Source organism: Streptomyces sp. R35 (genome assembly GCF_041053035.1).
Classification (GTDB): Bacteria; Actinomycetota; Actinomycetes; order Streptomycetales; family Streptomycetaceae; genus Streptomyces; species Streptomyces lutosisoli.
Genome location: NZ_CP163440.1, coordinates 1,665,680 through 1,688,083 on the forward strand (window position 1 = coordinate 1,665,680; position 22,404 = coordinate 1,688,083).

Annotated in this window: 15 protein-coding genes and 1 pseudogene; 5 read left to right on the forward strand and 11 right to left on the reverse strand. The window is 70.4% G+C overall.

Going from position 1 to position 22,404, the window contains the following annotated elements; all coding sequences use genetic code 11:
- Positions 1-8: 8 nt before the first annotated feature.
- The 8 genes from AB5J50_RS07925 to AB5J50_RS07960 form a co-directional block, all read right to left on the reverse strand.
- Entirely contained in the window at positions 9-1,952 is a 1,944-nt protein-coding gene (locus AB5J50_RS07925) for an alginate lyase family protein (RefSeq protein WP_369256231.1), read from the reverse strand.
- A complete protein-coding gene (locus AB5J50_RS07930; RefSeq protein ID WP_369256233.1) occupies positions 1,949-4,129 on the reverse strand; it encodes a bi-domain-containing oxidoreductase in 2,181 nt (726 codons plus the stop codon). The genes AB5J50_RS07925 and AB5J50_RS07930 overlap by 4 nt, the downstream gene beginning before the upstream one ends.
- A gap of 16 nt (positions 4,130-4,145) precedes the next feature.
- A complete protein-coding gene (gene asnB, locus AB5J50_RS07935; RefSeq protein ID WP_369256235.1) occupies positions 4,146-6,080 on the reverse strand; it encodes an asparagine synthase (glutamine-hydrolyzing) in 1,935 nt (644 codons plus the stop codon).
- Between the two features lie 3 nt (positions 6,081-6,083).
- Positions 6,084-7,604, reverse strand: coding sequence for a Wzz/FepE/Etk N-terminal domain-containing protein (locus AB5J50_RS07940; protein WP_369256237.1), 1,521 nt, complete (start codon positions 7,602-7,604; stop codon positions 6,084-6,086).
- Entirely contained in the window at positions 7,601-8,971 is a 1,371-nt protein-coding gene (locus AB5J50_RS07945; RefSeq protein ID WP_369256239.1) for a Wzz/FepE/Etk N-terminal domain-containing protein, read from the reverse strand. Before AB5J50_RS07945 ends, AB5J50_RS07940 begins: the two co-directional genes overlap by 4 nt.
- Complete coding sequence (locus tag AB5J50_RS07950; protein WP_369256241.1) at positions 8,968-10,236, reverse strand: glycosyltransferase family 4 protein; 1,269 nt, start codon at positions 10,234-10,236, stop codon at positions 8,968-8,970. The genes AB5J50_RS07945 and AB5J50_RS07950 overlap by 4 nt, the downstream gene beginning before the upstream one ends.
- On the reverse strand, positions 10,226-11,542 hold the full coding sequence (locus AB5J50_RS07955) for a nucleotide sugar dehydrogenase (protein WP_369256243.1): 1,317 nt from the start codon (positions 11,540-11,542) through the stop codon (positions 10,226-10,228). Before AB5J50_RS07955 ends, AB5J50_RS07950 begins: the two co-directional genes overlap by 11 nt.
- Positions 11,543-11,624: 82 nt before the next feature.
- A complete protein-coding gene (locus AB5J50_RS07960; protein WP_369256245.1) occupies positions 11,625-13,103 on the reverse strand; it encodes a sugar transferase in 1,479 nt (492 codons plus the stop codon).
- 663 nt (positions 13,104-13,766) lie between these two features.
- On the opposite strand from AB5J50_RS07960, the pseudogene AB5J50_RS07965 reads away from it, so the two are divergent.
- Positions 13,767-13,952: pseudogene (locus AB5J50_RS07965) on the forward strand (IS701 family transposase); the annotation flags it as partial.
- 445 nt (positions 13,953-14,397) lie between these two features.
- A complete protein-coding gene (locus AB5J50_RS07970) occupies positions 14,398-16,071 on the forward strand; it encodes a dolichyl-phosphate-mannose--protein mannosyltransferase (protein WP_369265332.1) in 1,674 nt (557 codons plus the stop codon).
- 26 nt (positions 16,072-16,097) lie between these two features.
- On the opposite strand, the gene AB5J50_RS07975 is transcribed toward AB5J50_RS07970, so the two are convergent.
- On the reverse strand, positions 16,098-18,110 hold the full coding sequence (locus tag AB5J50_RS07975) for an FAD-dependent monooxygenase (RefSeq protein WP_369256247.1): 2,013 nt from the start codon (positions 18,108-18,110) through the stop codon (positions 16,098-16,100).
- Between AB5J50_RS07975 and AB5J50_RS07980 the strand changes: the two genes are divergently transcribed.
- From AB5J50_RS07980 to AB5J50_RS07990, 3 genes are all read left to right on the forward strand, one after another.
- Entirely contained in the window at positions 18,089-19,195 is a 1,107-nt protein-coding gene (locus AB5J50_RS07980) for a serine hydrolase domain-containing protein (RefSeq protein WP_369256249.1), read from the forward strand. The two genes, AB5J50_RS07975 and AB5J50_RS07980, sit on opposite strands and share 22 nt — an antisense overlap.
- 198 nt (positions 19,196-19,393) lie before the next feature.
- Complete coding sequence (locus AB5J50_RS07985) at positions 19,394-19,750, forward strand: DUF779 domain-containing protein (protein ID WP_369256251.1); 357 nt, start codon at positions 19,394-19,396, stop codon at positions 19,748-19,750.
- Positions 19,751-19,825: 75 nt separating this feature from the next.
- Positions 19,826-21,061, forward strand: coding sequence for a phosphodiester glycosidase family protein (locus AB5J50_RS07990; RefSeq protein WP_369256253.1), 1,236 nt, complete (start codon positions 19,826-19,828; stop codon positions 21,059-21,061).
- 9 nt (positions 21,062-21,070) lie between these two features.
- Here AB5J50_RS07990 and AB5J50_RS07995 read toward each other — a convergent pair whose 3' ends face one another.
- A complete protein-coding gene (locus AB5J50_RS07995; protein WP_327426967.1) occupies positions 21,071-21,265 on the reverse strand; it encodes a hypothetical protein in 195 nt (64 codons plus the stop codon).
- 124 nt (positions 21,266-21,389) lie between these two features.
- Positions 21,390-22,253 (reverse strand): phosphatidylinositol-specific phospholipase C/glycerophosphodiester phosphodiesterase family protein, encoded by an 864-nt coding sequence (locus tag AB5J50_RS08000; RefSeq protein ID WP_369256255.1) that lies wholly within the window; start codon positions 22,251-22,253, stop codon positions 21,390-21,392.
- Positions 22,254-22,404 lie beyond the last annotated feature (151 nt).

Genomic DNA, 22,404 nt, shown 5'->3' on the forward strand with positions numbered 1-22,404 from the left:
GCGCCCCCCTAGCCGCGGAACCTGAGCAGGGTGGTGAAGCCCTCCGTGCCGTCGGTGAAGCCGGTGCCGACCAGGGTGGTGGCAGGTTCCTTGCGCCCGAAGCCGGCGGAGTACCAGCCCAGCGGCGGGCCGGTCTCACCGCGATGTGCCTGCCAGGACAGCTGTCCGGGCAGGTCGAGCACCGCTGAACGGTCCTCGCCGTCCCGGGTCCAGGTGAGCTGTGCCCGGTTTCCCACCAGGTCCGCGGTGATCGCCGGGCCGAGGTGGAACGCCAGGCGTGCCTCCCGGCGGGGGCCGCGCACCTCGTCCACGATCCTCAGCTCCTGGCTCTCGGCCGTCAGCTCCACCCGGCGGCGGTGCACGGAGCCCTGGTAGCCGTCGTGCTCGGCACTCCAGCGGGCCGCGCCCTCGCCGGACGCGTCCGCGATCAGGACGCGGCTCTGCGCATGCCGGGTCCACAGGAACGGGCCACCGGAGACGGACTGGTCACCGCCGTCCAGCTGCAGGGTGTTGTGGCCGAGGGTCGACCGGAAGTACTGCCGCCACTCGGGCTGCCCGTGATAGCAGTACGTCCCCGGGTCGGCGAGCACGTCGACCCCGTCGTGCCGGACCTCCACGGACAGCGCGTCCGCGTGGGCGTGCGCGGCGATGGACAGGAAGCCGTGCGGGCCGCCGTCGCAGCGGCACCAGATCTCCTCCGGGCCGTGCAGGATCGTCATGCCCGCGTCGGCGAAGTGAGCCGGTCGGCTCGCCGGGCGGGTCACGGACAGTTCGCTGGGTTTGACGAGCGCGGCCAGCAGCGGTGTGCGCACATCGGTGCCCGTCACCGCAGGCCACCAGGCGAGCCGGCCGAACACGGCGTCGCCGGTGGCCAGCAACGAGGCCCAGCGGTCGGTGCCCGCGCCGTCCACGATCAGACCGTGCCCGTCGTCCGCGTCCCCCTGGCGCGGCGGCCGTAGCCGGCTGTCCACGACGGCCGCGAGCGCGTCCGTCATGCGCAGCAGCACGAGCCGCACGGACGTGGGAACCGGCACTCCGGCGGCGTCCGCCTCGGCCACCGCGGCCAGGCCGAGCTCCAGCACCAGACCGTGATACTCGGTGGCCAGCTCGCGATTGAGGCCGGAGCCGTAGGTGTTGCCGCGCAGATGCCGGTCCAGCGACCGCAGCGCGTCGGCGCGCCAGCGCGCCGAGGAGGGGAACCACCCGAACGCGCAGGCCGCGGCGAACTGCCCGGCGGTCTCGGCGATGACGTGGTTGTTCGCCGAAGAGCCCCGGCTGGGGAAGGCGGCCAGCCAGCGCTGGTGGTGCCAGATCTGGTTCAGCGCCACCGGGTTGTCCTCGAACAACCCGGCCGCGCCCGGCCAGCCGTCGAGCAGCCGGCGGATCCACACCCAGGACAGCAGCCGGATGCCCAGCTCGATGCCGCTGATCCAATGGACGCCGCGCAGTGGCGGGTTGGCCGCCCACCACGACCGCAGGTGCTCGGCCACGCGCTCGGCGTACCGCTCGTTCCCGCTGATCGCGTAGGCGGCGGCGAGCTGGGTGAGGTACTGGTGCCGGGACGGCTCCCAGATCTGCTTGATGTCCCCGACCGCGTCCTCGCTGCGGTACGGCACGTCGAAGGCGTAGCCCGACGGAGCCCGGCGCCCGGTCTTCGGGTCGCGCCGCCAGTCCGGGTCGGCCAGGTCGTCGCGGACCACGCCGAAGAACTCGGCGCGCCCGTCCATGAGCCGGTCCGCCTCGGCAATGAGACGTTTCGCGGCGTCCGGCGGTACGGCGGCGACGGTCCCGGCGGGCAGGACCGCGGTGAACCGGGCGCCGGTCACGCTCGGGCAGTCGGGCGGCGCCGACCGCCACCGCCGTCTGCGCACCGTGTCGCCCACCCGGCCCGCGACCTCCTGCGGTCCCATCCGGGACAGCCGCCGGAGGTACCAGCCCGCGCTCATGGTCATCGAGTCCTCGCCAGCGTCACCGGCGCACCGCCGGCCAGGCCGGCCTGCACGGCGAGGGTGGCCGCCGTGGTGGCGACCAGCGACTCCAGCGGCACCGGCATCGGATCACCGGTCCGAACTGCCTTGATGAACGCGGCCAGTTCGGCGTTCTGGCCCTTGTCCCGGGCCTTGGGCAGCCGCGAACTGACCCACTTCTTACGGCCGTACACCGAGGCACGCACGAAGTCGTCGAGCCGCAGCGCGCGGCCGTCCGCGACCAGGTCCAGCGTCTCCTTGGGGAAGCCGGAGGGGCCTGTGGTGACATAGCTGATGGTGGCGGAGGAGCCGTCCGGGTAGCGCAGCAGGACCTGGAGGTCCTCGTTGCCGGACGTGGCGGTCGCGTACACCGAGACCGGGTCGGCGTCGAGCAGCCAGCTCGCCGTGTCGATGAAGTGTCCGCCCTCGCCGGCGAACCGGGAGCCCTCGGTGCCCTGTTGGAGGTACCAGCTGCCGTGCTGCAATCGGCCCGCGTTGACCAGGTAGCGGAGGTTTGCCGGACCGGTCCGGGCGCCGAACCTGTTCTTGGCCTCCTGCAGCAGCGGGGCGAAGCGGCGGTTGAAACCCACCTGCAGCCGGTCGTTGCCGGACTCCTCCACCGCCGCGAGCACGCCGGCCAGTTCGTCCTCGGTGAGCGCCAGGGGCTTCTCCACGAACACGGTCTTGCCGGCCAGGAGGGCCTGCCGGGTCAGTTCGGCGTGCGAGCTGTGCCGGGTGACGACGAACACCGCGTCGATGGACTTGTCGCCGAGCACGGCGTCGAGATCGGTGGTCGCCCCGGTGAAGCCGAACTTGCGCTGCGCGTTGGCCGCGGACAGCGCCGTCGTGGTGACGACGGTCGACAGCTCGACGCCCTCGCGCTGTGCGAGATGCGGCAGCAGCATCGACGTCGCGTAGTTGCCGGCGCCGACGAACGCGAGGCGCACCGGCGTCTTGGCGGCCCGGGCCGGACTGCGCTTCACGTTCACCGCGGGCACGGCCACTGCCGGGGCCTCCGCCTCGGCCTTTTCGGCCGCCTGTTCGGGGTACCGGAACAGCACGGCCACGGCCTTCAGGTCGCCGTCCTTCAGCCGCTGGTAGGTCTCGACGGCGTCATCGAAGTCGGCGATGTGGGAGACCAGGGGTTCCACGTCGACGCTGCCGCGGGCGAGGAGGTCGAGGAAGCACGCCAGGTTGCGGCGCTCGGTCCAGCGCACGTAGCCGATCGGGTAGTCGCGCCCCTCGAGTTCGTACTCCGGGTCGTAGCGCCCGGGGCCGTAACTGCGGGAGAAGCGGACGTCGAGTTCCTTCTCGTAGTACGCGTTCCACGGCAGGTCCAGGCGGCACTTGCCGATGTCGACGACCCGGCCGCGGTCCCGGCACAGGCGGGCGGCCAGCTCGACGGGCTGGTTGCTGCCGCCGCCGGCCGCCAGGTACACCTGGTCCACGCCGTGGCCGTCGGTGAGTTCGGCGACGGTGGCTTCCACGCCTGCCGACGCGGGATCGCCGCAGGCCGCGGCGCCCAGGCGCTCGGCGAGTTCGCAGCGCGCCGGGTCGGGGTCGGCGCCGACGACGCGGACTCCCGAGGCGGTGAGGAGCTGCACCACGAGCTGCCCGATCAGGCCGAGGCCGATGACCAGCGCGACTTCGCCGAGCTGCGGCTCGCCCTGGCGGACGCCCTGCATCGCGATCGACCCGACGGTGCCGAAGGCCGCGTGCCTGGGCGCGAGGCCGTCGGGCACCGGGGCGTAGAGGTTCTTCGGCACCCAGTTCAGCTCGGCGTGCAAGGCGTGCTCGTTGCCGGCGCAGGCCACGAGGTCGCCGACCTTCACGTCGTCGATGCCGGCGCCGACCTGCTCGACCACCCCGCACAGCGAGTAGCCCAGCGGCGTGTAGGAGTCCAGCTTGCCCATCACCTTGCGGTAGGTGGCGGGCACCCCGTTGGTGGCCACGCTCTGCATGACCTTGGCCACCTGGTCCGGCCGGGAGCGGGCCTTGCCCAGCATCGACATGCCGGCCTCGGACACCTTCATGAGCTCGGTCCCGGTGGAGATCAGCGAGAAGGCGCTGCGGACCAGCACACCACCCGGCTTGCACCCCGGCACCGGCACGTCGAGCACCGCCAGCTCGCCGCTCTTGTAGTTCTGTACGACCTGTTTCACCGAAGTCCCCTGATTCCTAAGCCGTCAACCGAGTGCTCTGGCCGGACCCGGAGGTCGCGTCGCGATACCAGTACTCGAGGGTCAGCACATGCCACAGATGCTTGGAGAAGTCCTGCTGCCCGGCTGCGTCCTCGGCGACCATGCGCGCCAGCGCGTCGCGGCGCAGGAGCCCGGAGTTGACGAGCACACCGTCGTTGACCACCTCGCGCACCAGCGGTGCCAGATCCCGGCTCATCCAGGCGCGCAGCGGCGCGCTGAACAGACCCTTGGGCCGGTACACGATCTCCCGGGGCAGGATCGAGGTGGCCGCCTCCTTGAGGACGGCCTTGCCCTGTCGTCCGACGATCTTGCGATCGCCGGGCACGGCGAACGCCGCCTTGACCACCTCGACGTCCACGTACGGCACCCGCACCTCGGTCGACGCGGCCATGCTCGACCGGTCGGTGTACGTGAGGTTCAGGCCCGGCAGGAACATCCGGGCGTCGCCCAGGCACATGCGGTTGACGAAGTCGTCGAGGTCGTTGTCCTCGTAGATGTCCGCATGCTCGGTCAGCACGTCCTCCACCGTCCCGGCCAAGTCCGGATTGACCAGGGCCAGCAGCTCCTCCTGGTCGTACATGGTGTAGCTGCGCCGGAACGCGGTCTCCTCCGGCAGATCGGCGAAGGAGAGGAACCGCTTCGCGAAGCGAACCGACCGGTACCCCCGGCGGGCCGTGGCGACCGGCAGCCGGTCCACGGCACTGGACAGGCCGCGCCGCAGGGGCCGCGGGACGCGCTGGTAGCGCAGCGCAAGCAGGTTGGCCAGGTGCTTGCGGTACCCGGCGAACAGCTCGTCGGCACCCATCCCCGAGAGCATCACCTTGACCCCGGCCTCCCGGGCGGCCGAGCAGATCAGGAAGGTGTTGATCGCGGCGGGGTCGCCGATCGGCTCGTCCAGGCTGTACGTCATCTGCGGCAGCAGATCGAGCACGTTCGGGGCGATCTCGATCTCGTGCAGGTCGACGCCGAACCGCTCGGCCACCTGCCGGGCGTAGCGCAGGTCGTCCGGCATCGCCTCGAACTTGGCGTCCTCGGCGCGGAACCCGATCGTGTAGGCGGAGATCCCGGGCTGCTCGCGGGCGGCCAGCGCGGTCAGGTAGCTGGAGTCGAGGCCTCCGGAGAGGAAGGTCGCCACGGGTACGTCGGAGAGCAGGTGGCGCCGGGTCGACTCCTCGACGACGGCGGCGATGTCCGGCAGTTCGCCGGCCCGGGCCCGCTCCTGGCCCTCGGCGGCGACGTCCTTCAGGTTCCAGAACCGGCCGCGCTCCACCCGGCCGTCGGGCCGGCACCGAAGCCAGCTCCCCGGCGGCAGCTTCTCCGCCTCGCGGAACGCGCACCGCGAGTCAGGCACCCAGTAGTAGAGGAGCGAGGCCACCAGCGCCGCATGGTCCACCTCCAGCTTGCCGCCGGTCGCGAGGGCGAGGGCCTTCAGCTCGGAGGCGAACACCAGGCCCGCGCCGCGCCGGAGCAGGAACAGCGGCTTGATGCCCAACTGGTCGCGGGCCAGCACCAGTTCACCGGTGCGCTCGTCGAAGATCCCGAACGCGAACATGCCGCGCAGCCGGGGCAGGCAGTCCGTGCCCCAGCGCCGCCAGGCCTCCAGGAGCACCTCCGTGTCGGAGGTCCCGCGGAAGCGCACCCCGGCGGCCTCCAACTCGGCCCGCAGTTCGGGCGCGTTGTACAGCTCGCCGTTGTACGTCAGGGCGAGACCGTCCGAGACCATCGGCTGGGCGCCGGTCTCGGACAGGTCGATGATGGAAAGCCGACGGTGCCCGAAATGCACTTCGCCGTCACCTACGGGGTGGCCGTACCGGCCCGCCCCGTCCGGGCCGCGGTGGGCCAGAGTGTCGGTGAGCCGGTCGGTCACGATCTTGCCGTCCGGCCATCGGTAAGTTCCCGCGATGCCACACATGTCCTACCGCACCTCCTGGTCGCTGTCCGGGACTCGTGCGGCCCACATCGGCAGTCGCTCGTTCTTCACCTGGCCGGTCCCGTTCTGCCGGGCCGTCCGCTCGCTGTGTCCCCGCAGCGCGATGTGCAGCCCGTCCCACAGCGTCCCGTCGGTCCGGTCCCGCGGATCCGGGTCGATCAGCACCACTCCGACCACCGCGATGCGCTGGTCCGCGAGCTGCCGCGCCACGGTGTGCAGCCATGCGGCGCTGCCGTGCCCGGCACGTACGACGAGCACGGTCTGGGTGCCGAGGTACTGGAGGTCGGTCCACGCGGTGCCGGGAGCGACCGAGCCGACGCCGAGCAGGCGCCCCTGGTCCGGCACGGTCGCGGCCTGCTCGCCGCTGACCACGGTGGGGTCCCCCGGCTTCGGGCGGCGGCCGGAGAGCTCCGAGCCGGGCAGGCCGTCGACGACGACCACGGGCCCGTCGGCCGCCAGTGCCCTGGCGACGTTCAGCGCGATCGCGCTCGTGCTGCGCGCACAGCCCAGTTCCAGCAGCGACAACGGTTCCGCGGAGGCGCGCGCGGTGCGGGCCAGGGACGTGGTGAGCCGTTCGCGCGCCAGCCGGGTCCGTCGGCGCTGCCAGGGCCTGCCCGACCGGTGGGGCAGCTCCGAGATGACCGAGGCGCCCAGGTTCGCCGCGATGTCCCGGCGCAGTACGGGGCGGTCCGCGACCACCACGCCGACCGCGGCCAGCGCGAGTCCGAGGAAGAGCCCGAGGACGAGCCCGATCACGGCGTCGGTGGCAGCCGCCTTGGGCAGGGAGTGTCGCACCGCGCTCGGGGCGTCCACGATCTGCGTGCCGGCGATGACCTGGGGCGTGCCGGTGCGGGCGTCGGCGGCGCGCTGGTCGAAGTCGGAGATCCGCGAGTTGAGTTCGGCCCGGCGGGCGTAGAGCGACTCGATGCTCGCCGCCGCCTTCGTGTCGCCGGCCGTGGATCGGTCGCTGATCTCCTTGTTGACCGTGGCGAGCTCGTCCCGTGTGCGGTCACGCTGGCCGAGCAGGGCCTTGGACTCGGCCTGCGCGATGTCCTGCATCCGCTTGACGTGGTCGGCGACGAACGCGTCGGCCAGCGCCTTGGCCCGGGCCACCGCCTGCGCGTCGCTGTCGCCGGTCACATCGATCTGCAGCAGGTTGTTGGTCAGGCCGGTTCCCCGGTAGTCCTTCATGAAGTCCCCGGGTTTTTCCGAGGACTTGAGGGACTTCAAGGCCATGTCGGCGATCCGCGTGGTCTGCAGCAGCGCGACGTCGGTGCGGATCAGTGTTCCGGTGTCGTTCGGCTGATCCTCCGCGTGGGCGACCAGCACCTTGGTCATCGCGCTCGGCGGCGGCGGCATCAGGACCGCCACTGCCGCGCCGGTCAGAAAGCCCAGGAGCGCCATGGTGCACCACAGGCGGCGGCGCCTGCGCACCGACACCACCAGCGCATGCAGGTCCAGGAGCGGGGTGGCGGTCGAGGACTCCGAAGTCGTGCTCGTGGTCACGCCGAACCTCCCGTCGCCCGGCCCGGAACCGCGAACGCCAGAGTGGCGTCGTCCGGAAGATCGGCGGCAGAACGCCTGGGGCTGGCCTGGACCGTGCCGGCGACGACGACGCCGAGGACCTCGTGCCTGCCGTCCGCGCACGCCTCGGCGATGCCTGCGAGCTCCTCCGCGGTCCAGCTGCCCGCGCTGAGGACCACCAGGGCACCGGCCTCGGTTTCGCGGTCCGGCACCGTCGGCCGGTCCACCGACACCTCCACCACCCGCAGCAGCGGATCGGTCTTGGCCTCGGCGACGAGCAGCCCCGCGGCCCGGCGGGCGATCTCGTCTCCGTCCGGTACGACGACCAGCAGCCGCCGGGGAGCCGGCAGCTGTTCCCGGAGGCGGGCGCACACCCGCCGGTAGCGGAGCCGTCTGCCGGCCTCGTCGCCGGACTTCAGCGGGGCCGGTATGTCCCACCGGGTGTCCATGCCGAGGAGTCGGCGGACCCGGGATCGTCGGCCCCCGCCCTGCGGCCGGTGCGCGGGCCATTCACCGGCCACGTCGACGGTGCCCAGCGGAGCCGCGCCCAGCGCGGCTGCGATCTCGGGTTCGGTGCGCAGTCGGCGGTTCATCCGTGCGGCGACGAGATGGCCGATGACCGCGAGCAGGAAGAACAGCAGCGCCCCGCCGACGACGAGCTGAATCCTCGTCGGCGGTGCCTCGCCGGTCGGCCGGGTGGCCGACCCCATGACGACCATGCCTGCCTTGCTGGTCGCCGGATCGGCCTCTTCCAGCTTCTTCATGGCCGCCTCCAGCGAGGTGCGCAGGTTCTCGAGCGCCGTGCGGGACTGCACGCTCTCCACGGTCTGTCCCGGATCGGCCGCCTTGGCCAGGTCGGTGATGCGGCGGTTGGTCTCCGCCACCTGCTTCCGCAGCGCCTCGGTCTGCGCGGCCACTCCGGCGTCGGCACCGCTGCCCGCGACGTCCGCGGCGAACTGCACGAACTGCTGGGCCACCCCGTCGGCGAGCCGCTGCGCGCGCTCCGGGGTGTCGGCCGTACCCGAGATCGTGATGATGTTCCCGTCGCCGGCCGTGGCACTCACGTGGTCCCGCAGCTCGGTGCGGCTGACGTCGGACCAGTGGAGAGCGTCGGCCGCACGGTCGACCACGGTCAGACTGGTGGCGATGTCGACCTGGGTAAGCAGCTCTCGCTCCTCCCAGACCCCTGGCAGCAGTACCGGTGCCGACGCGGTGTATCGCGGCGGGAACACCAGCACCGAGGCGCCGTACCCGACGAGTGCGCCCACCACGGCGAGGACGGCGAGGAGCCGCCACCGCCGACGGAGTATCCGCCCGATCGTGACGAGGCGGATGGTGTCTTCGTTCAACTGCGCTGCCTCTTCTTCCTTGTGCGCACCGGACCGCCCGCCGGGACCGCACTGCGGTCCCGGCACGCGGCGGCGTAGGCGGCGAGCAGCGATGCCTGTGAGTTGCGCCAGGAAAGGTGCCCGCCGATCCGCTCCTGGCCGATCTTGCCCATCCGGGTCCGCTTGTCCGGGTCGTCCAGCAACACCGTGATGAGCTTGGCGAACTGGGCCTCGTCGTTGGCGGGTGCGTAGACGGAGGCGTCACCGGCGGAGACGCGCGCCTCCTTCAGGTCGAAGGAGACGATCGGCCGGCCCATCGCCATGTACTCCAGAACCTTGTTCATGGTCGACACGTCGTTGAGCGGATTGCGCGGGTCCGGGGAAAGGCACACGTCCGCTGTGGACAGGTAGCGCAGCAGGTCGGCGTCCGGAATGCGCCCGGTGAACTGCACCTGATCGGTGAGACCGAGCTGCCGGGACAGCTCCACCATCGCGTCGAAGGCATCGCCGGAGCCGACGAACACCGCGTGCCAGTCGGTCCGCCCGAACTCGTCGCGCAGCTTCGCGAGGGCGCGCAGGGCGTAGTCGACGCCGTCCTGCGGGCCCATGACGCCCAGGTAGCACAGCAGATGGGGCTTACCGCGCTTCAACTCCGGCTCGGGCGGCACCGGTTGGAACCGTTCGATCTGGGGCGCGCTGCGCACCACGAAGACGTCCTCCGGCCGCTTGCCGCCACGGCTCACCGCGACGTCCCGGTAGCTCTCGTTCGTGGCGAGCACGACGTCAGCGGCCCGGTAGGTCCGTCGTTCGAGCGCGCACACGGCGCGGTAGAGCAGGTCCTTGCCGCGGTCGAACCGGGAGAGGTACAGCTCGGGCACCAGGTCGTGCTGGTCGAAGACGAACCGTGCGCCGCGCCGCTTCAGCCACCGGGCCGCCAGGAACAGCAGGTCGGGCGGGTTGCAGGCGTGGACCACGTGAACCGGGCCGACCTTGCGGGCCAACCGGGCGGTGTGCCACAACGCCGTTCCGTACTCCTGCAGATAGCCGGCCGGTCCTCCGGTGGCGGCGCGCAACGGGTAGCGATGGATCCGCACCCCGTCGATCAACGCCTCCGGCTCCGTGTCCCGCTTCTCTCCCCGGGGGCAGATGACGTGCACCTCCCAGCCCGCGTCGCGCAGCGTCGTGCACTCCTGCCACACCCGCCGGTCGAACGGCACCGACAGGTTCTCCACCAGGATCAGCGCGCGTCGGCCCGAGCCGTCGCCGCTGTCTGCATTACCAAGCAAGGCCCATGTATCCCGGTTCGGTCCGGCGCGTCTCCGCGTCGGGAAGGCGGATGAGGTCGACGATCACCTGGCTGCCGCCATGGGGCAGCGCCGAGAGGACGGCCGGATCTTTGGTCCCGACGAGGCACACCTCGGCGTGCTCGAGCACTTCGTCGACGGAGTCCGCGAGCAGCTGCGCGAGGTGCGGCAGCCGGGTCTCGATGTACTCGCGGTTCGCGCCGAGCAGCCGGGAGAGGCTCACGTTGGCGTCGTGGATCTTCAGGTCGTATCCCTTACCGTGGAGCCGCTCCGCGAGTTCGACGAGCGGGCTCTCGCGGAGGTCGTCGGTGCCGGGTTTGAAGGACAGCCCGAACATTCCCACCCGGCGTTTGCCGGTGCGCTCGACCAGCTCCACCGCGCGCTGCAGATGGTCGGCGTTGGACGGGAGCACGTGGGAGAGGATGGGCACCGACACGTCGGCCCGCTGCGCCGCGTGGACCAGGCTGCGCAGGTCCTTGGGCAGGCAGGAGCCGCCGAAGGCGAAGCCGGGGCGCAGATAGGCGGGGCTGATGTTCAGCTTGCGGTCGGCCAGGAACACGTCAATCACCTGGTGCGAGTCCACCCCGAGCGCCTGGCACACGGCGCCCAGCTCGTTCGCGAAGCCGATCTTGAGGCCGTGGAACGCGTTGTCCGCGTACTTGATCGCCTCGGCCGTCGGGACCGGCACCCGGAACACCTCGCCGGGCAGGCCCTCGTACAGGGCCGCCACCGCGTCGCCGCTCGCCGCGTCGAGCTCGCCGATGACGGTCTTGGGCGGGTCGAAGAAGTCCCGCACGCTGGTGCCCTCGCGCAGGAACTCCGGGTTGACCGCGACCCCGACGTCCACCCCGGCCGTGCCGCCGACGTTCTTCTCCAGGATCGGTACCAGCAGGTTGAGGCAGGTGCCGGGGAGCATGGTGCTGCGGAACACGACGGTGTGCCGTCCGCCCCGCTCGGCCAGCGCGGCGCCGATCTCCTCGGTCACCCGCTCCAAGTACGTCGTGCACAGGCTGCCGTTGGGCTCCGACGGCGTGCCGACGCAGACCAGCGACACCTCGCTGTCCATGATCGCCTCGCGGACGTCGCCGGTGGCACGGAGCGCTCCGGTCCGCACGACCTCGGCGGTGAGCTCGCCGATCCGCTCCTCGACCACCGGGGCCTTGCCGTCGTTGACCAGGTCGACCTTCACCTGGTTGACGTCCACCCCGATGACCTCGTGGCCCATGCTGGCCAGGCACGCGGCCGACACGCAGCCCACGTAGCCGAGCCCGAAAACGCTGACTCTCATGACCCGTTCCTCCCCCAAGACAGACCCTCTCGGCCTGCGGTCCGCGCGTCGGCGGAACCGTTGAGTTGCAGTTCCCCGCGCATCAGTAGGCCCCCTGCCCATAGAGCACCGCACGCAGCGTCTTCCACAAGATCACTGTGTCCAGGGCGAGCGACCAGTCCTCCACGTACCGCAGGTCGAGGCGGACCGCCTCCTCCCACGACAGGTCGCTGCGTCCGCTGATCTGCCACAGGCCGGTGAGTCCGGGCTTGACCAGCAGCCGCCGCCGGATGTCCGGGCCGTATGCAGCGGACTCCTCCGGTAGCGGAGGCCGCGGACCGACGAGCGACATCGATCCGGCGAGTACGTTGAAAAGCTGCGGGAGCTCGTCGAGCGAGTACCGGCGCAGCACTGCTCCCACCCGGGTCACCCGCGGGTCCCGGCGGAGCTTGAACAGCAGGCCGGCGCCCTCGTTGAGGTCGGCCAGCTCGGCACGTGCCCGGTCGGCCCCGGAGACCATGGTGCGGAACTTGAGAATGGTGAACTCGCGGCCGTTCTTGCCAACCCTGCGCTGGCGGTAGAACGCCCCACCTCGGCTGTCCAGCAGCACGAGCAGCCCGACGAGCACCATCAGCGGCGCGAACAGCATCAGCAGGATCGCGGCGCCCATCCGGTCGACGACGCCTTTGATCGCCCGGCGGCCCCCGGTGAAGGTCGGCATGCTGACCCGCAGCAGCGGGATCCCGAGCACCGCGTCGACGTGCAGCCGCGGGCCGGCCACCTCCATCAGCACGGGGGCCACGATCATCTCGGCATCGCTGCCTTCGAGGTTCCAGGCCAGCCGCTGCAGCCGGTCCGGTGACCAGTGCGGGTCCGGTGTGACCGCGACGACACGGTAGCCATCGCGATGGACGTGGCCCGCGACGTCCGTCAGCCGGCCGACGACCGGCACTCCGTCCAGTTGGTCATCGTCGAGCCCGAGACCGTCCGTCGTGCACACCGCATCCACTCGCCAGCCGAGGTGCGGGAACTTGCGGGTTCGGGTGATCAGGTCGCGCACCGTGGCCAGGCTCCCGGCAGCGAGCACCGGTCTCAGGCACCGTCCTTCCTTCCGCTGTTTGTGCAGCCAGAGGCGGAGCAGATACCGCTCGGTCATGGTGATGAGCGCGATCGCGGGGATCGCGACGAATATCCAGAGCTTGATGTTGCGCGAGGTGAGGGCTATCCCGCCGAGCGCCAGTACGACGGTCGCCGCGAACAGTGAGCGTCCGAGCCGGCGGAATTCCTCGGCACCCTGGCCGAGCACGGCCGGAGCCCACGCCCGGCTCACCGCAAGCGCTCCCAGCACCAGCAGCTCGGTGCCGAATGCGAGAATTCCCCACTTCTCGTGCCAGTTGGCCGCGTCCCGGGCCCCGAAGAAATTGCCTATTCCAGCCACCACGAAGGCGGTGGCCACGGTATCGCTGGTGATCACGGTACGGCGGTACCGCTGCTCCCAGTCGTTCGCCGGCTGGCTGATCGCCCCGTTCGCCAGACGCCCGCGCGCCGACGGAAAAGGGCCGACTAGTCCCCCCTGACGCACAGAACCCCCCCGGTTCCCAATGGTTCAACGTGGTCGCCCAACACTGCCCCTCCCCCCGGGAGGCCCCCGCCTCCCGCACAGTTCCTCCCCTCGGGAGGCCCCCCGCCCCCCGCCGCGCTGTTCCTCCCCCGGGAGGCCCTCGCCCCTCGCGCATGACATCCCGGCTATTTCAGCGCTACTTCAACAACCCACCCTGGCGGCAGCAGACTCGCATGTCCTGCCAGACGCTCAAGGTGCGCCGGAACCCGTCGAAACCTCGGGTGCTCCCCGCGCCCAAGGCCCCTCTCGGGCTCCAAGAATCGATCACCCCCACGTCTGGCGGCGGAGACGCAGCTGCGGGCTGTCCGCAGCGCCTGCCCTATAGATCATGATTTGTCGCCTCGTGTCCCAGCATGTGAAGCACGGTCAATCTAGACCATCGGGGCCAGTCTGAAGAGAGGGATGTGTGTAATTCGTGCTCAAGATTTGAAGCTGCATCCAAGGAACGGTGCCCGTCTGCAGGTGCCTTGACGCCGAAGACATGCCTTGACCTGTGACAACGGGAGTTCTCCGGGCTGCCTGCACCGGTACCCCCGAGGCATCCCGGCACTGCCGGGTGGGCCGCGCTCAGTACTGCAACGATGCTTGCCGTGACGTGTGGGAAGTTCAGTCGTTAGTGTGGCTCTGGGCGGGAACCTTGCTGATGGCAGGCTGTGGACGGGCGAACTGAGGGCTGTGCGCGAGCAGTTCGTGCACCGGTTCAGCCGGGAGGAACCGCGTCAGTCGGCGCTTCCGTACATACAGGGACCGATCGCTCCGCAGCAGCGGAAGAATGGCTGGATCTTGGCAGAGGAGGCCGGGCACAGCGGTGCCGGCGGGCCGGCATCGACGACACCGTCCCGTTCGAGACGACTGGGTCGTCGCCGTCGACTCCACGATCGTGCGCCCTCACCAGCACGCCGCATGGCCACGCCCTAAGACACTCCCGCGGCGAACGAACCACGAAGATCCGCCTGTTGGCCGACGGCCGTTGCTGCCCGCTCGCCTTCCAAGCACCGGGGACACCCCCGGCCTACACGGGTCATGGCCCGTTTGCGGGCGCCCAGGCGGATCGGCCGCCCCGGCACGACGCCAGATTCGGTCCCGGCCGAAAGGCATACTCCTACCAGGCGCCGGTGCCGCGTGGCGTTTGCCGATCTGACGGGAGCCCTGTGCCGCTCGGCTTCTTCAACTGGCCGTGCAGGACACGGTCTAGGGTCATCCGGTGACGAGTAGCAACGCGACGCGTTCCCATGTCCTCGACAGCCCCCGTCCGTTGAAGGAGCACAGTGCCTGGAAGGAACGGCTGCGCCTGTACGGGTATGCCGGACGCCCCAGGACCGACATCCGTGAACGGCTGGTTCCGCCCTTTCCGGAGCCGGGGACCCGCGTCTGGGAGCTCATGGGCCTCAGCCCGTTACTGGCGTACCGCGTAGCGAAGGCGATGGGCTGGCTGGGGCCGGTACTCGTCGCCGCCTTCGCCGGAGCGATCCGCTTCTGGCACCTAGGCCGGCCGCGAGGCGTCGTGTTCGACGAGACCTACTACGCCAAGGACGCCTGGTCCTTGCTGCGGCTCGGCTACGAGGGCACCTGGCCGGACGCCAAGATTTCCGACCCGCAGATCCTGGCGCACCCCCAGGTGATCCCCCTGTCCGAGACCGGGCACTTTGTCGCGCATCCGCCGATGGGCAAGTGGGTGATAGCCCTCGGCGAGTGGGTGTTCGGCCTCAACCCGTTCGGCTGGCGGTTCATGACGGCGGTGCTGGGGACGCTGTCGGTGCTGATGCTGTGCCGAATAGGACGCCGCCTGTTCCGTTCGACGCTGCTGGGCTGCGTGGCCGGAACGCTGATGGCGGTGGACGGTCTGCACTACGTGATGAGCCGCACCGCTCTGCTCGACCTGGTAGTCATGTTCTTCGTACTGGCGGCTTTCGGATGCCTGCTGGTCGACCGGGACAAGGCGCGGGCCCGGCTCGCGGCAGCCCTACCGGTGGGCGGGGACGGCTGCGCGGGCCCGGATCAGGACACCGGCGACCGCGCCAGGATGGGCGTGCGTCCATGGCGGCTCACGGCCGGCTTCTTCCTCGGACTGGCGGCCGCCAGCAAGTGGAACGGCCTGTACGTCCTGGCCTTTTTCATGATCCTCACCGTGCTGTGGGACGTCGGCGCCCGCCGCGTCGCGGGGTCAAGCCGCCCGTACCGGGCGGTGCTGCGCAAGGACCTCGGCTGGTCGGTGTTGTCCGTCGTTCCCGTTGCCGCGGTGACTTATCTGGCGACGTGGACCGGCTGGTTCCTGTCCGACAACGGTTACGGGCGGCACTGGGCGGACGGCCGCGGCGGCACATGGTCGTGGATACCGGCCTCTCTCCGCAGCCTGTGGCACTACGAGTACGGGGTCTACCAGTTCAATGTGGGGCTGCACACTCCACACCCGTACCAGTCCAACCCGTGGAGCTGGCTCGTCCTCGGTCGTCCTGTGTCGTTCTACATTCAGTCGCCGAAACCTGGGCAGGACGGTTGCCACGCGGCGTCCGCCTGCTCGCAGGAGATCCTCGCCCTGGGCACGCCGCTGCTGTGGTGGTCTGCATGCTGCGCGCTCGTGTATCTGCTCTATCGGTGGGCGCTGCGCCGCGACTGGCGCGCGGGCGCCATCCTGTGCGCGGCGGGTGCCGGTTATCTGCCCTGGTTCCACTACCAGGACCGTACGATCTTCTCCTTCTACGCGGTCGTCTTCGTGCCGTACTTGTGCCTGGCCGTGGCAATGATGGTGGGCGCGCTGCTGGGTCCTCCGGGGGCGGATGAAAGACGACGCATACGGGGTGCGGTGGCGGCAGGCGCTCTTGTGCTGCTCATCATCTGGAACTTCATCTATTTCTTCCCCCTCTACACCGGGCAGACGATTCCGTATTCCAGCTGGCGCGCCAGGATGTGGCTCGACACCTGGATCTGAGCACCCACCGCTCGGTTGTCCGGCCATCAGGTAGGTGTCGAGCGGGTGATGGTGGTGAGGGCGTTGCGGAGGGTCGAGTCGCTGGGTGGGCGGTCGGGCCAGCGGGCGCCGATGTGGCCGTCGGGTCGGATCAGAAGTGCTCCGTGCCGGCTGAGGCCGCAGAGGTCGGTGTGCTCGTCGGGAAGGGTCTCGATGTGCAGCGGCCATGGTGCGGTGCTGTGTTGCTCCCAGTGGGCGGGGTCTGCCGTGAGCAGAGTGAACCCTTCGCCGAAGGTGTCGAGCGTGGAGCGGTCGCGGGTGAGCCAGAGGTGTGGCATGCGGTGGCCCGGCTTTGCGGTGGGGATGTAGTCCGTACCCGTGTCCGATGACTCAGGAGGGGTGCTGTCGTCGGTGAGGACGGCGTCGGAGTGATAGATGACGCCGAGCACGAGACCGAGTTGAGCGAAGTACTGGTCCGACCAGGGCAGTTCGATCTGCGCCGGCGCCGCTTCGCCGGTTTGGAGCTGGTCGTGGCGTCGGTTCTGCGCTTGGAACATGAGTTGGGCGTTGGTCACCGCTTGACGGAGAGTCCGGTGGGCGACGGGTTGCCGTTCCGTCTCGTAGGTTTCCAACAGGCCTGGTCCGGCCCAGCCGCGCAGAACGCCCGCCAGTTTCCAGCACAGGTTGTGTACATCGGCGACTCCGGCGTTCATCCCCAGACCGCCGGCGGGCGGGATCGCGTGCGCGGCATCGCCGGCCAGCAGGATCCGGCCGTGACGCAGGCGTTCGGCGACGAACGCGTTCACCACCCAGTGCTGAACCCGCAACACCTCGGCTCGTACGTCGGCGCTGGAGCCGAGGGCACGTGAGACGAGGGCGGGCCAGTCGGCACTCGCCGCGTCTTCGGGTGTGGGAACGATCCAGGCCCAGCCTCCCTCGGGGTAGAGCGGGAGGAATGATCCGTGCGCGGTGAAGTAGACCCCGGCGGGCTGGTCGGCGCACCATCGGTTGAGGTCGGCGTCGAACACGACCGTGGTGGCGTCCGCGATCGCTCCGGGGCCAGTGGTGTCGATTCCCAGCCGTTGCCGGACGGTGGAGTTCGCACCGTCGGCGGCGAGTAGATAACGAGCACGGACGCGAGTCTCTTCACCGCTCCCTTCACCGTTCTGTTCACCGTTCTCTTCACCCTGTTGACGGTCGACGAGTACGGCCAAGACGCTCTCGGCTTCTTCCACCAGGTCGATGAGCTCAACCCCGTACCGCACCTCCGCGTCCGCTGCGGCGAGCAGGGTGGGTTCCAACCGGTCCTGTGAGGTGACCACGCCGATCACAGGGCTCTCGGGGATCGGCGCGTTGATCCCGACCATCACCGCTGTGGCGAAGTCACGGTCGTACAGGGTGTCGCGGAAGCGAATGCGGCCATATTCCGGTGCGAACGCGTCGGCCGAGATCTTGTCGGCGAGTCCGAGCTGGCGGTAGATCTCCATGGTGCGCGCGTTGACCAGCCGGGACCGGGGAAAGGGTGACAGTTCTGCGTGTTTCTCGACCAGCAGTGTCCGCACGCCCCAGCGTTCCAGCAGCGCCCGGGCGGTGAGCCCGACCGGCCCGCCACCGACGATCAGTACCTCCACCTCGGCGTCTGCTACGGGCATGTCCGGCGGCAGACACGCCAAGCCGATGACGTGGCTCACCACGTGGCCGACCGTGATCCCGCCCTTGCCGTGTCGGTCGACGATGCCGTGAACCGTCATGAGATCAATCATCCCCACCCGGTTACCGACCGCAATCTCCACGCGGGCGGCGCAGGCGAGTGCGGTACGACCGCGAACGAACGCGGCGAACAGGCGGCCGAGCCGCTCGCCCCCCTTCTTTCCAGCCCTCGGCGAGACAGACGGGCCAGAGGCACCGAACCAGGGCCGATGTGTTCCGCGGGAACGAAAACGATGGCTGACAACGGCGCCCCGCACGCGCACCCGGCGTGGCGTCGCGCCGCAAATTCGGTTGACCGCGACGGTGCGGTGCGGGCTAGGTTCCCGGCATGACGGAGATTCAGGGTTCATATGATGATCTGTTCACCGCAGTGCCCGAGGCGCTGGCCGCGCTGCTGGACGCTGGGGACGTGGGCGCCTCGGTGGCGGTCTTCGTGGACGGCGAGCCGGTGGTGGACGTCTGGGGCGGATTCGCCGACGCGGACCGCACGATCCCGTGGCAGCGTGACACGATCGCGGGCGTCTGGTCCGTCACCAAGACGATGACGGCACTGTCCGCACTCATCCTGGCAGACCGTGGCGAGCTCGATCTGGACGCGCCGGTCGCCCGGTACTGGCCGGAGTTCGCCGCGGAGGGCAAGGACGGGGTGCTGGTGCGGCACCTGCTCTCGCACACCGCGGGCCTGCCCAACTGGGACGGGACGGTCGAGGAGCTCTACGACTGGCCGTCCGCCACGGCGCGGCTCGCCGAGCTGGCTCCGCAATGGGAGCCGGGCACCGCGGCCGGATACCACTCGCTCACCCAGGGATACCTCGTGGGCGAGGTCGTGCGCCGGATCACCGGTCGCAGTGTGGGCGAGTTCTTCGCCGACGAGGTGGCCGGGCCGCTGGGGGCGGACTTCCACATGGGGCTGTCCGCAGAGCACGACCACCGGGTCGCGCTCGCGGTCCCGCCGCCGTCGCGGGACGAGGACTACCTCGCGAGCGCGCCCAGCCCCACCGCGGCTGCTGCCGCCGGGACCAGGATCCGGCTCCGTGACGGAAACAGCGTCGCCTGGCGCCGCGCGCAGATCCCCGCGGCGAGCGGATTCGGCAACGCCCGCTCGGTCGCGCTCGTGCAGTCGGTCATGGCGTGCGGGGGAACGGTGCGGGGTGTGCGGCTGCTGTCGCAGGCGGGCTGCGACCGGGCGTGGGAGGAGCAGTTCAGCGGCGAGGACCGCATCCTGGGCATGCCGATGCGCTGGGGCTTGGGCTACGGCCTGTTCGGCAGCACCTACGGCTGGGGCGGTTGGGGCGGCTCGATGGTCATGATCGAGCCCGACGCCCGTATGGCGGTGTCGTACGTGCCGAACCAGATGCGCGAGCCCGGGAACGACAACCGGGGAATCGAGGTCGTGATGTCCGCCTACGACGGGCTCACGGCCCTGCGCGCCTGACCCGCCCGTCGGACCCGCCCGTCGACGCGACTTGGCGAACACGCTGCTTCACACCTGACCGCTCTCTGACGTGGCAGCACCGCACCGGGGATGTGCAACGCTCTCGCAACGTGCGGGATGGTCGGCTGGACGGCGACCTCGGCCGACGGCTCACCGCCGGCAGGGGCGCCTCATTCGTGAGATCCGACGGGAGAGCCGATGGACGTCGTCCCGCGCGTGGAACTGACCCCCGCGGCCACCGAACTGCTGCGGCGACTGCGGGAGGCCCACGGCCCGCTGATGTTCCATCAGTCCGGCGGCTGCTGCGACGGCAGCGCGCCCATGTGTTACCCGGACGGCGAGTTCCGTACCGGCGGCTCCGACGTGCTGCTCGCCGAGCTGGAGGTCCAGGGGGTCGAGGAGCCGGTGACGTTCTGGATGTCGAGGAGCCAGTACGAGCTGTGGCGTCACACCCGGCTGATCGTCGATGTCGTGCCGGGCCGCGGGAGCGGCTTCTCGCTCGAAGCACCCGAAGGAGTGCGTTTTCTCATCCGTTCGCGCGTAGTCGGCGCCTAGCCATCGGCAGGGTCACCGCCGTCTGGTGAACTCCCCCTGAGTCCTGGGAAAGTTGACGAGACATCAGGGGGTACGGTGACGGGTCGAGGCGGACGGTTAAGAACAGCACTGACGGTTGTCGCGGCATGGAGTGCGCTGGCCGGTACCGCCCTGCTGGGGGCGGCACCGGCCAGCGGCGCGGAGGGCGCCACGGACACGGCGATCGCCCCCGGCGTCGAGTACACGCAGTTGGACATCCCGGCCGCCAAGGGTGTGGCGCACGCACATGTACTGAGCGTCGATCTGGGCGATCCACGCGTGCGGGTCGACCTCCTGTACCCCGGAGCCGTGGCGTCCCGGGCGCCCGTCTCCCAGCTGGCCGACTCCCGGGGTGCCGTCGCGGGTGTCAACGGCGACTTCTTCAACATCACGGAGACCCAGCATCCGGGGGTCGCGGCGACGGGCGCGACCGTGGGCCCGGCGATCGCGAGCGGGCACGAGCTCAAGGCGGCGGTGCCGAACGGTCAGCGCTTCGGGCCCGCCCTGCCGCCCGGCACGACCACCGAGGACGTGCTCGGCGTGGGCGTCGACCGCAGGGCCCGGCTGGACAGCATGGCTCTCGATGGTTCCGTACGCAGTCGCGAGGGGCAGTGGCCGCTCGGCGGGCTCAATCAGTACGCGCTGCCGGAGGGGTCGATCGGCGCGTTCACCGCGGACTGGGGCAGTGTCTCCCGGGTGCGCGCCACCTGTGGTACGGACACCAGCCGGGCCGCGCCATGTAGTTCGGACACCTATGAGGTGACGGTCGAGCGCGGTCGGGTCGTGTCGGCGGACAACACACCCGGCAGCGGTGCCATCGCTCCCGGCACCACGGTCCTGGTGGGCCGCGAGGCGGGCGCCCAGCAGCTGCGGAAACTGTCCATGGGCGAGTCGGTCGTCGTACGGCACCGTCTGGTCGCAGAGGCCACCAGGATTCCGTACCGCTTCGCACTCGGCGGCTACCCGATGGTCGTGAACGGCTCGCCGCTTCCCGGCCTGGACAACACCACCTCGGCCGTACGGACCGCCGTGGGCATCGCGCACGACGGACGCCGCCTGCTGCTCCTCGCGCTCGACGGCGCGCCCGAGTTCCGCAGCGGGCTCACCATCGCCGAAGTGGCGCAGACCATGCGACAGTTGGGCTCCGAGGAGGCCTTCAGCCTGGACGGCGGGGGCTCCACCACGATGGTCGCCCGGGAGCCGGGGGCGGCCGCCGTCAGCGTCCTCAACCACCCCAGCGGAGGCGCCGAACGCCCCGTCCCGAACGGCATCGGCGTGTTCTCACGGCCGTGACCTCACGCGTCAGGGCCTCAGGCTGCTCACGATGTCCGCCGTCGCGGTGAGCCCGCTGTGGATGGTCGGCGCCATGCTCGTGCTCGCCAGGTAGAAGCCGAGCAGTACGCAGACCAGGGCGTGCGACAGCTTCAACGCGCCATTGCGCAGGAAGACCACCGCCAGGATCAGGAGCAACAGCACCACAGAGATGGAAATGGCCATCGTCAACCTCCTCCGCCACGTCCGCTTCGCGGCGTTCGGCCGCAAGTGTGGCGTAGCGGAGGGTTCGTCCGGGCAGCTGACGTGTCCTCCGAACGAGTGGTGTTACGCCCGCTCCACGCCCGCGCTACCTCCGCTCGTGGGCGTCGAGGAACGCTTCGAGGCCCGCGAGGTCGTCGGTGTTGAAGTAGTCGACGTCCGCGGCGAGCAGCTCGCCCCACAGCGCGTCACGGGCCGGGCCCGCCAGATCGGGTGTCGCCCAGAACCGGACCTTCTGCCGGCGCGCGTGGGCCGCCGCGATGATGCCGCGCAGCTTCTCGCGCTCGGCGTCGGGGAACGGGCCGTCACCCAGCCAGGTGAAGTTGAGCGTCCAGTTGTCCGAGATCAGCGGGATGAACGAAGCGGGGGCCGCGCTGCCGAGATCGGCGAGCCGCCCGTCGTAGAAGGCGCGGCGCACACTCTGCGCCTCCATGGGCGTACGGGCGGCCCGGTCGCCGGAGATCACGGCCGTGACCGGACCGGGGTGCACGCGGCCGTCCGCGTAGGTCGTGAACAGGTGCCGGTAGCGGCGCAGATGGCGGTCGAGTTCGAGGTACGTCGACGAGCCCTCGGTCTTGATGTCGATGAGGAGTTGCAGGGGTGTGCGGTAACCCCGGTACACCGAGCCGTGGTTGGCCTTGACCCGGGCGGCGAGGGGTTCGAGATAGAGGGATTCGAGGGTGCGCGTCGGGTCGAGCTCGACCGGGTCGTGGGCGACGAGGAGCTGGTCACCCACGAGGTAGATGTCGGCCTCGACGCTGCCGAAACGGTGGTCGAGGGCGTCGAACAGGGGACGCGGGTGCTCGTAGTCGTTGTGGGCGTGGGCGCGCCACAGCGGACGCGGCCCGTGCCCCCGTTCACTCGCCCGCGCGTAAGTGGCGGGCAACGCGACGGAGCCCGCGAGGGCGGCGCCGAGGGTGGTGAGGGCTCTGCGGCGGGTGGTAAGGGCCATGCTCTGCCTCCCTGGAAGTGCCTACGGAAACCGTGGGGGTCCCCCCGGTCGAGCGAAGTCGAGACTGGGGGAGAGTATGCGTGGCCAGGGGCCCAAGAAGGAGTGTCGTGCGGGGAGTTGGCTGGACTGCCTCCCTGTGTTCACTTCGTCG

Bases quoted from the DNA above. Each gene is read 5' to 3' on its own strand.
- AB5J50_RS07925 (WP_369256231.1), bottom strand. From the start codon at position 1,952: ATGACCATGAGCGCGGGCTGGTACCTCCGGCGGCTGTCCCGGATGGGA.
- asnB (WP_369256235.1), bottom strand. From the start codon at position 6,080: ATGTGTGGCATCGCGGGAACTTACCGATGGCCGGACGGCAAGATCGTG.
- AB5J50_RS07955 (WP_369256243.1), bottom strand. From the start codon at position 11,542: ATGAGAGTCAGCGTTTTCGGGCTCGGCTACGTGGGCTGCGTGTCGGCC.
- AB5J50_RS07980 (WP_369256249.1), top strand. From the start codon at position 18,089: ATGACGGAGATTCAGGGTTCATATGATGATCTGTTCACCGCAGTGCCC.
- AB5J50_RS07975 (WP_369256247.1), bottom strand. From the start codon at position 18,110: ATGAACCCTGAATCTCCGTCATGCCGGGAACCTAGCCCGCACCGCACC.
- AB5J50_RS07985 (WP_369256251.1), top strand. From the start codon at position 19,394: ATGGACGTCGTCCCGCGCGTGGAACTGACCCCCGCGGCCACCGAACTG.
- AB5J50_RS07995 (WP_327426967.1), bottom strand. From the start codon at position 21,265: ATGGCCATTTCCATCTCTGTGGTGCTGTTGCTCCTGATCCTGGCGGTG.
- AB5J50_RS08000 (WP_369256255.1), bottom strand. From the start codon at position 22,253: ATGGCCCTTACCACCCGCCGCAGAGCCCTCACCACCCTCGGCGCCGCC.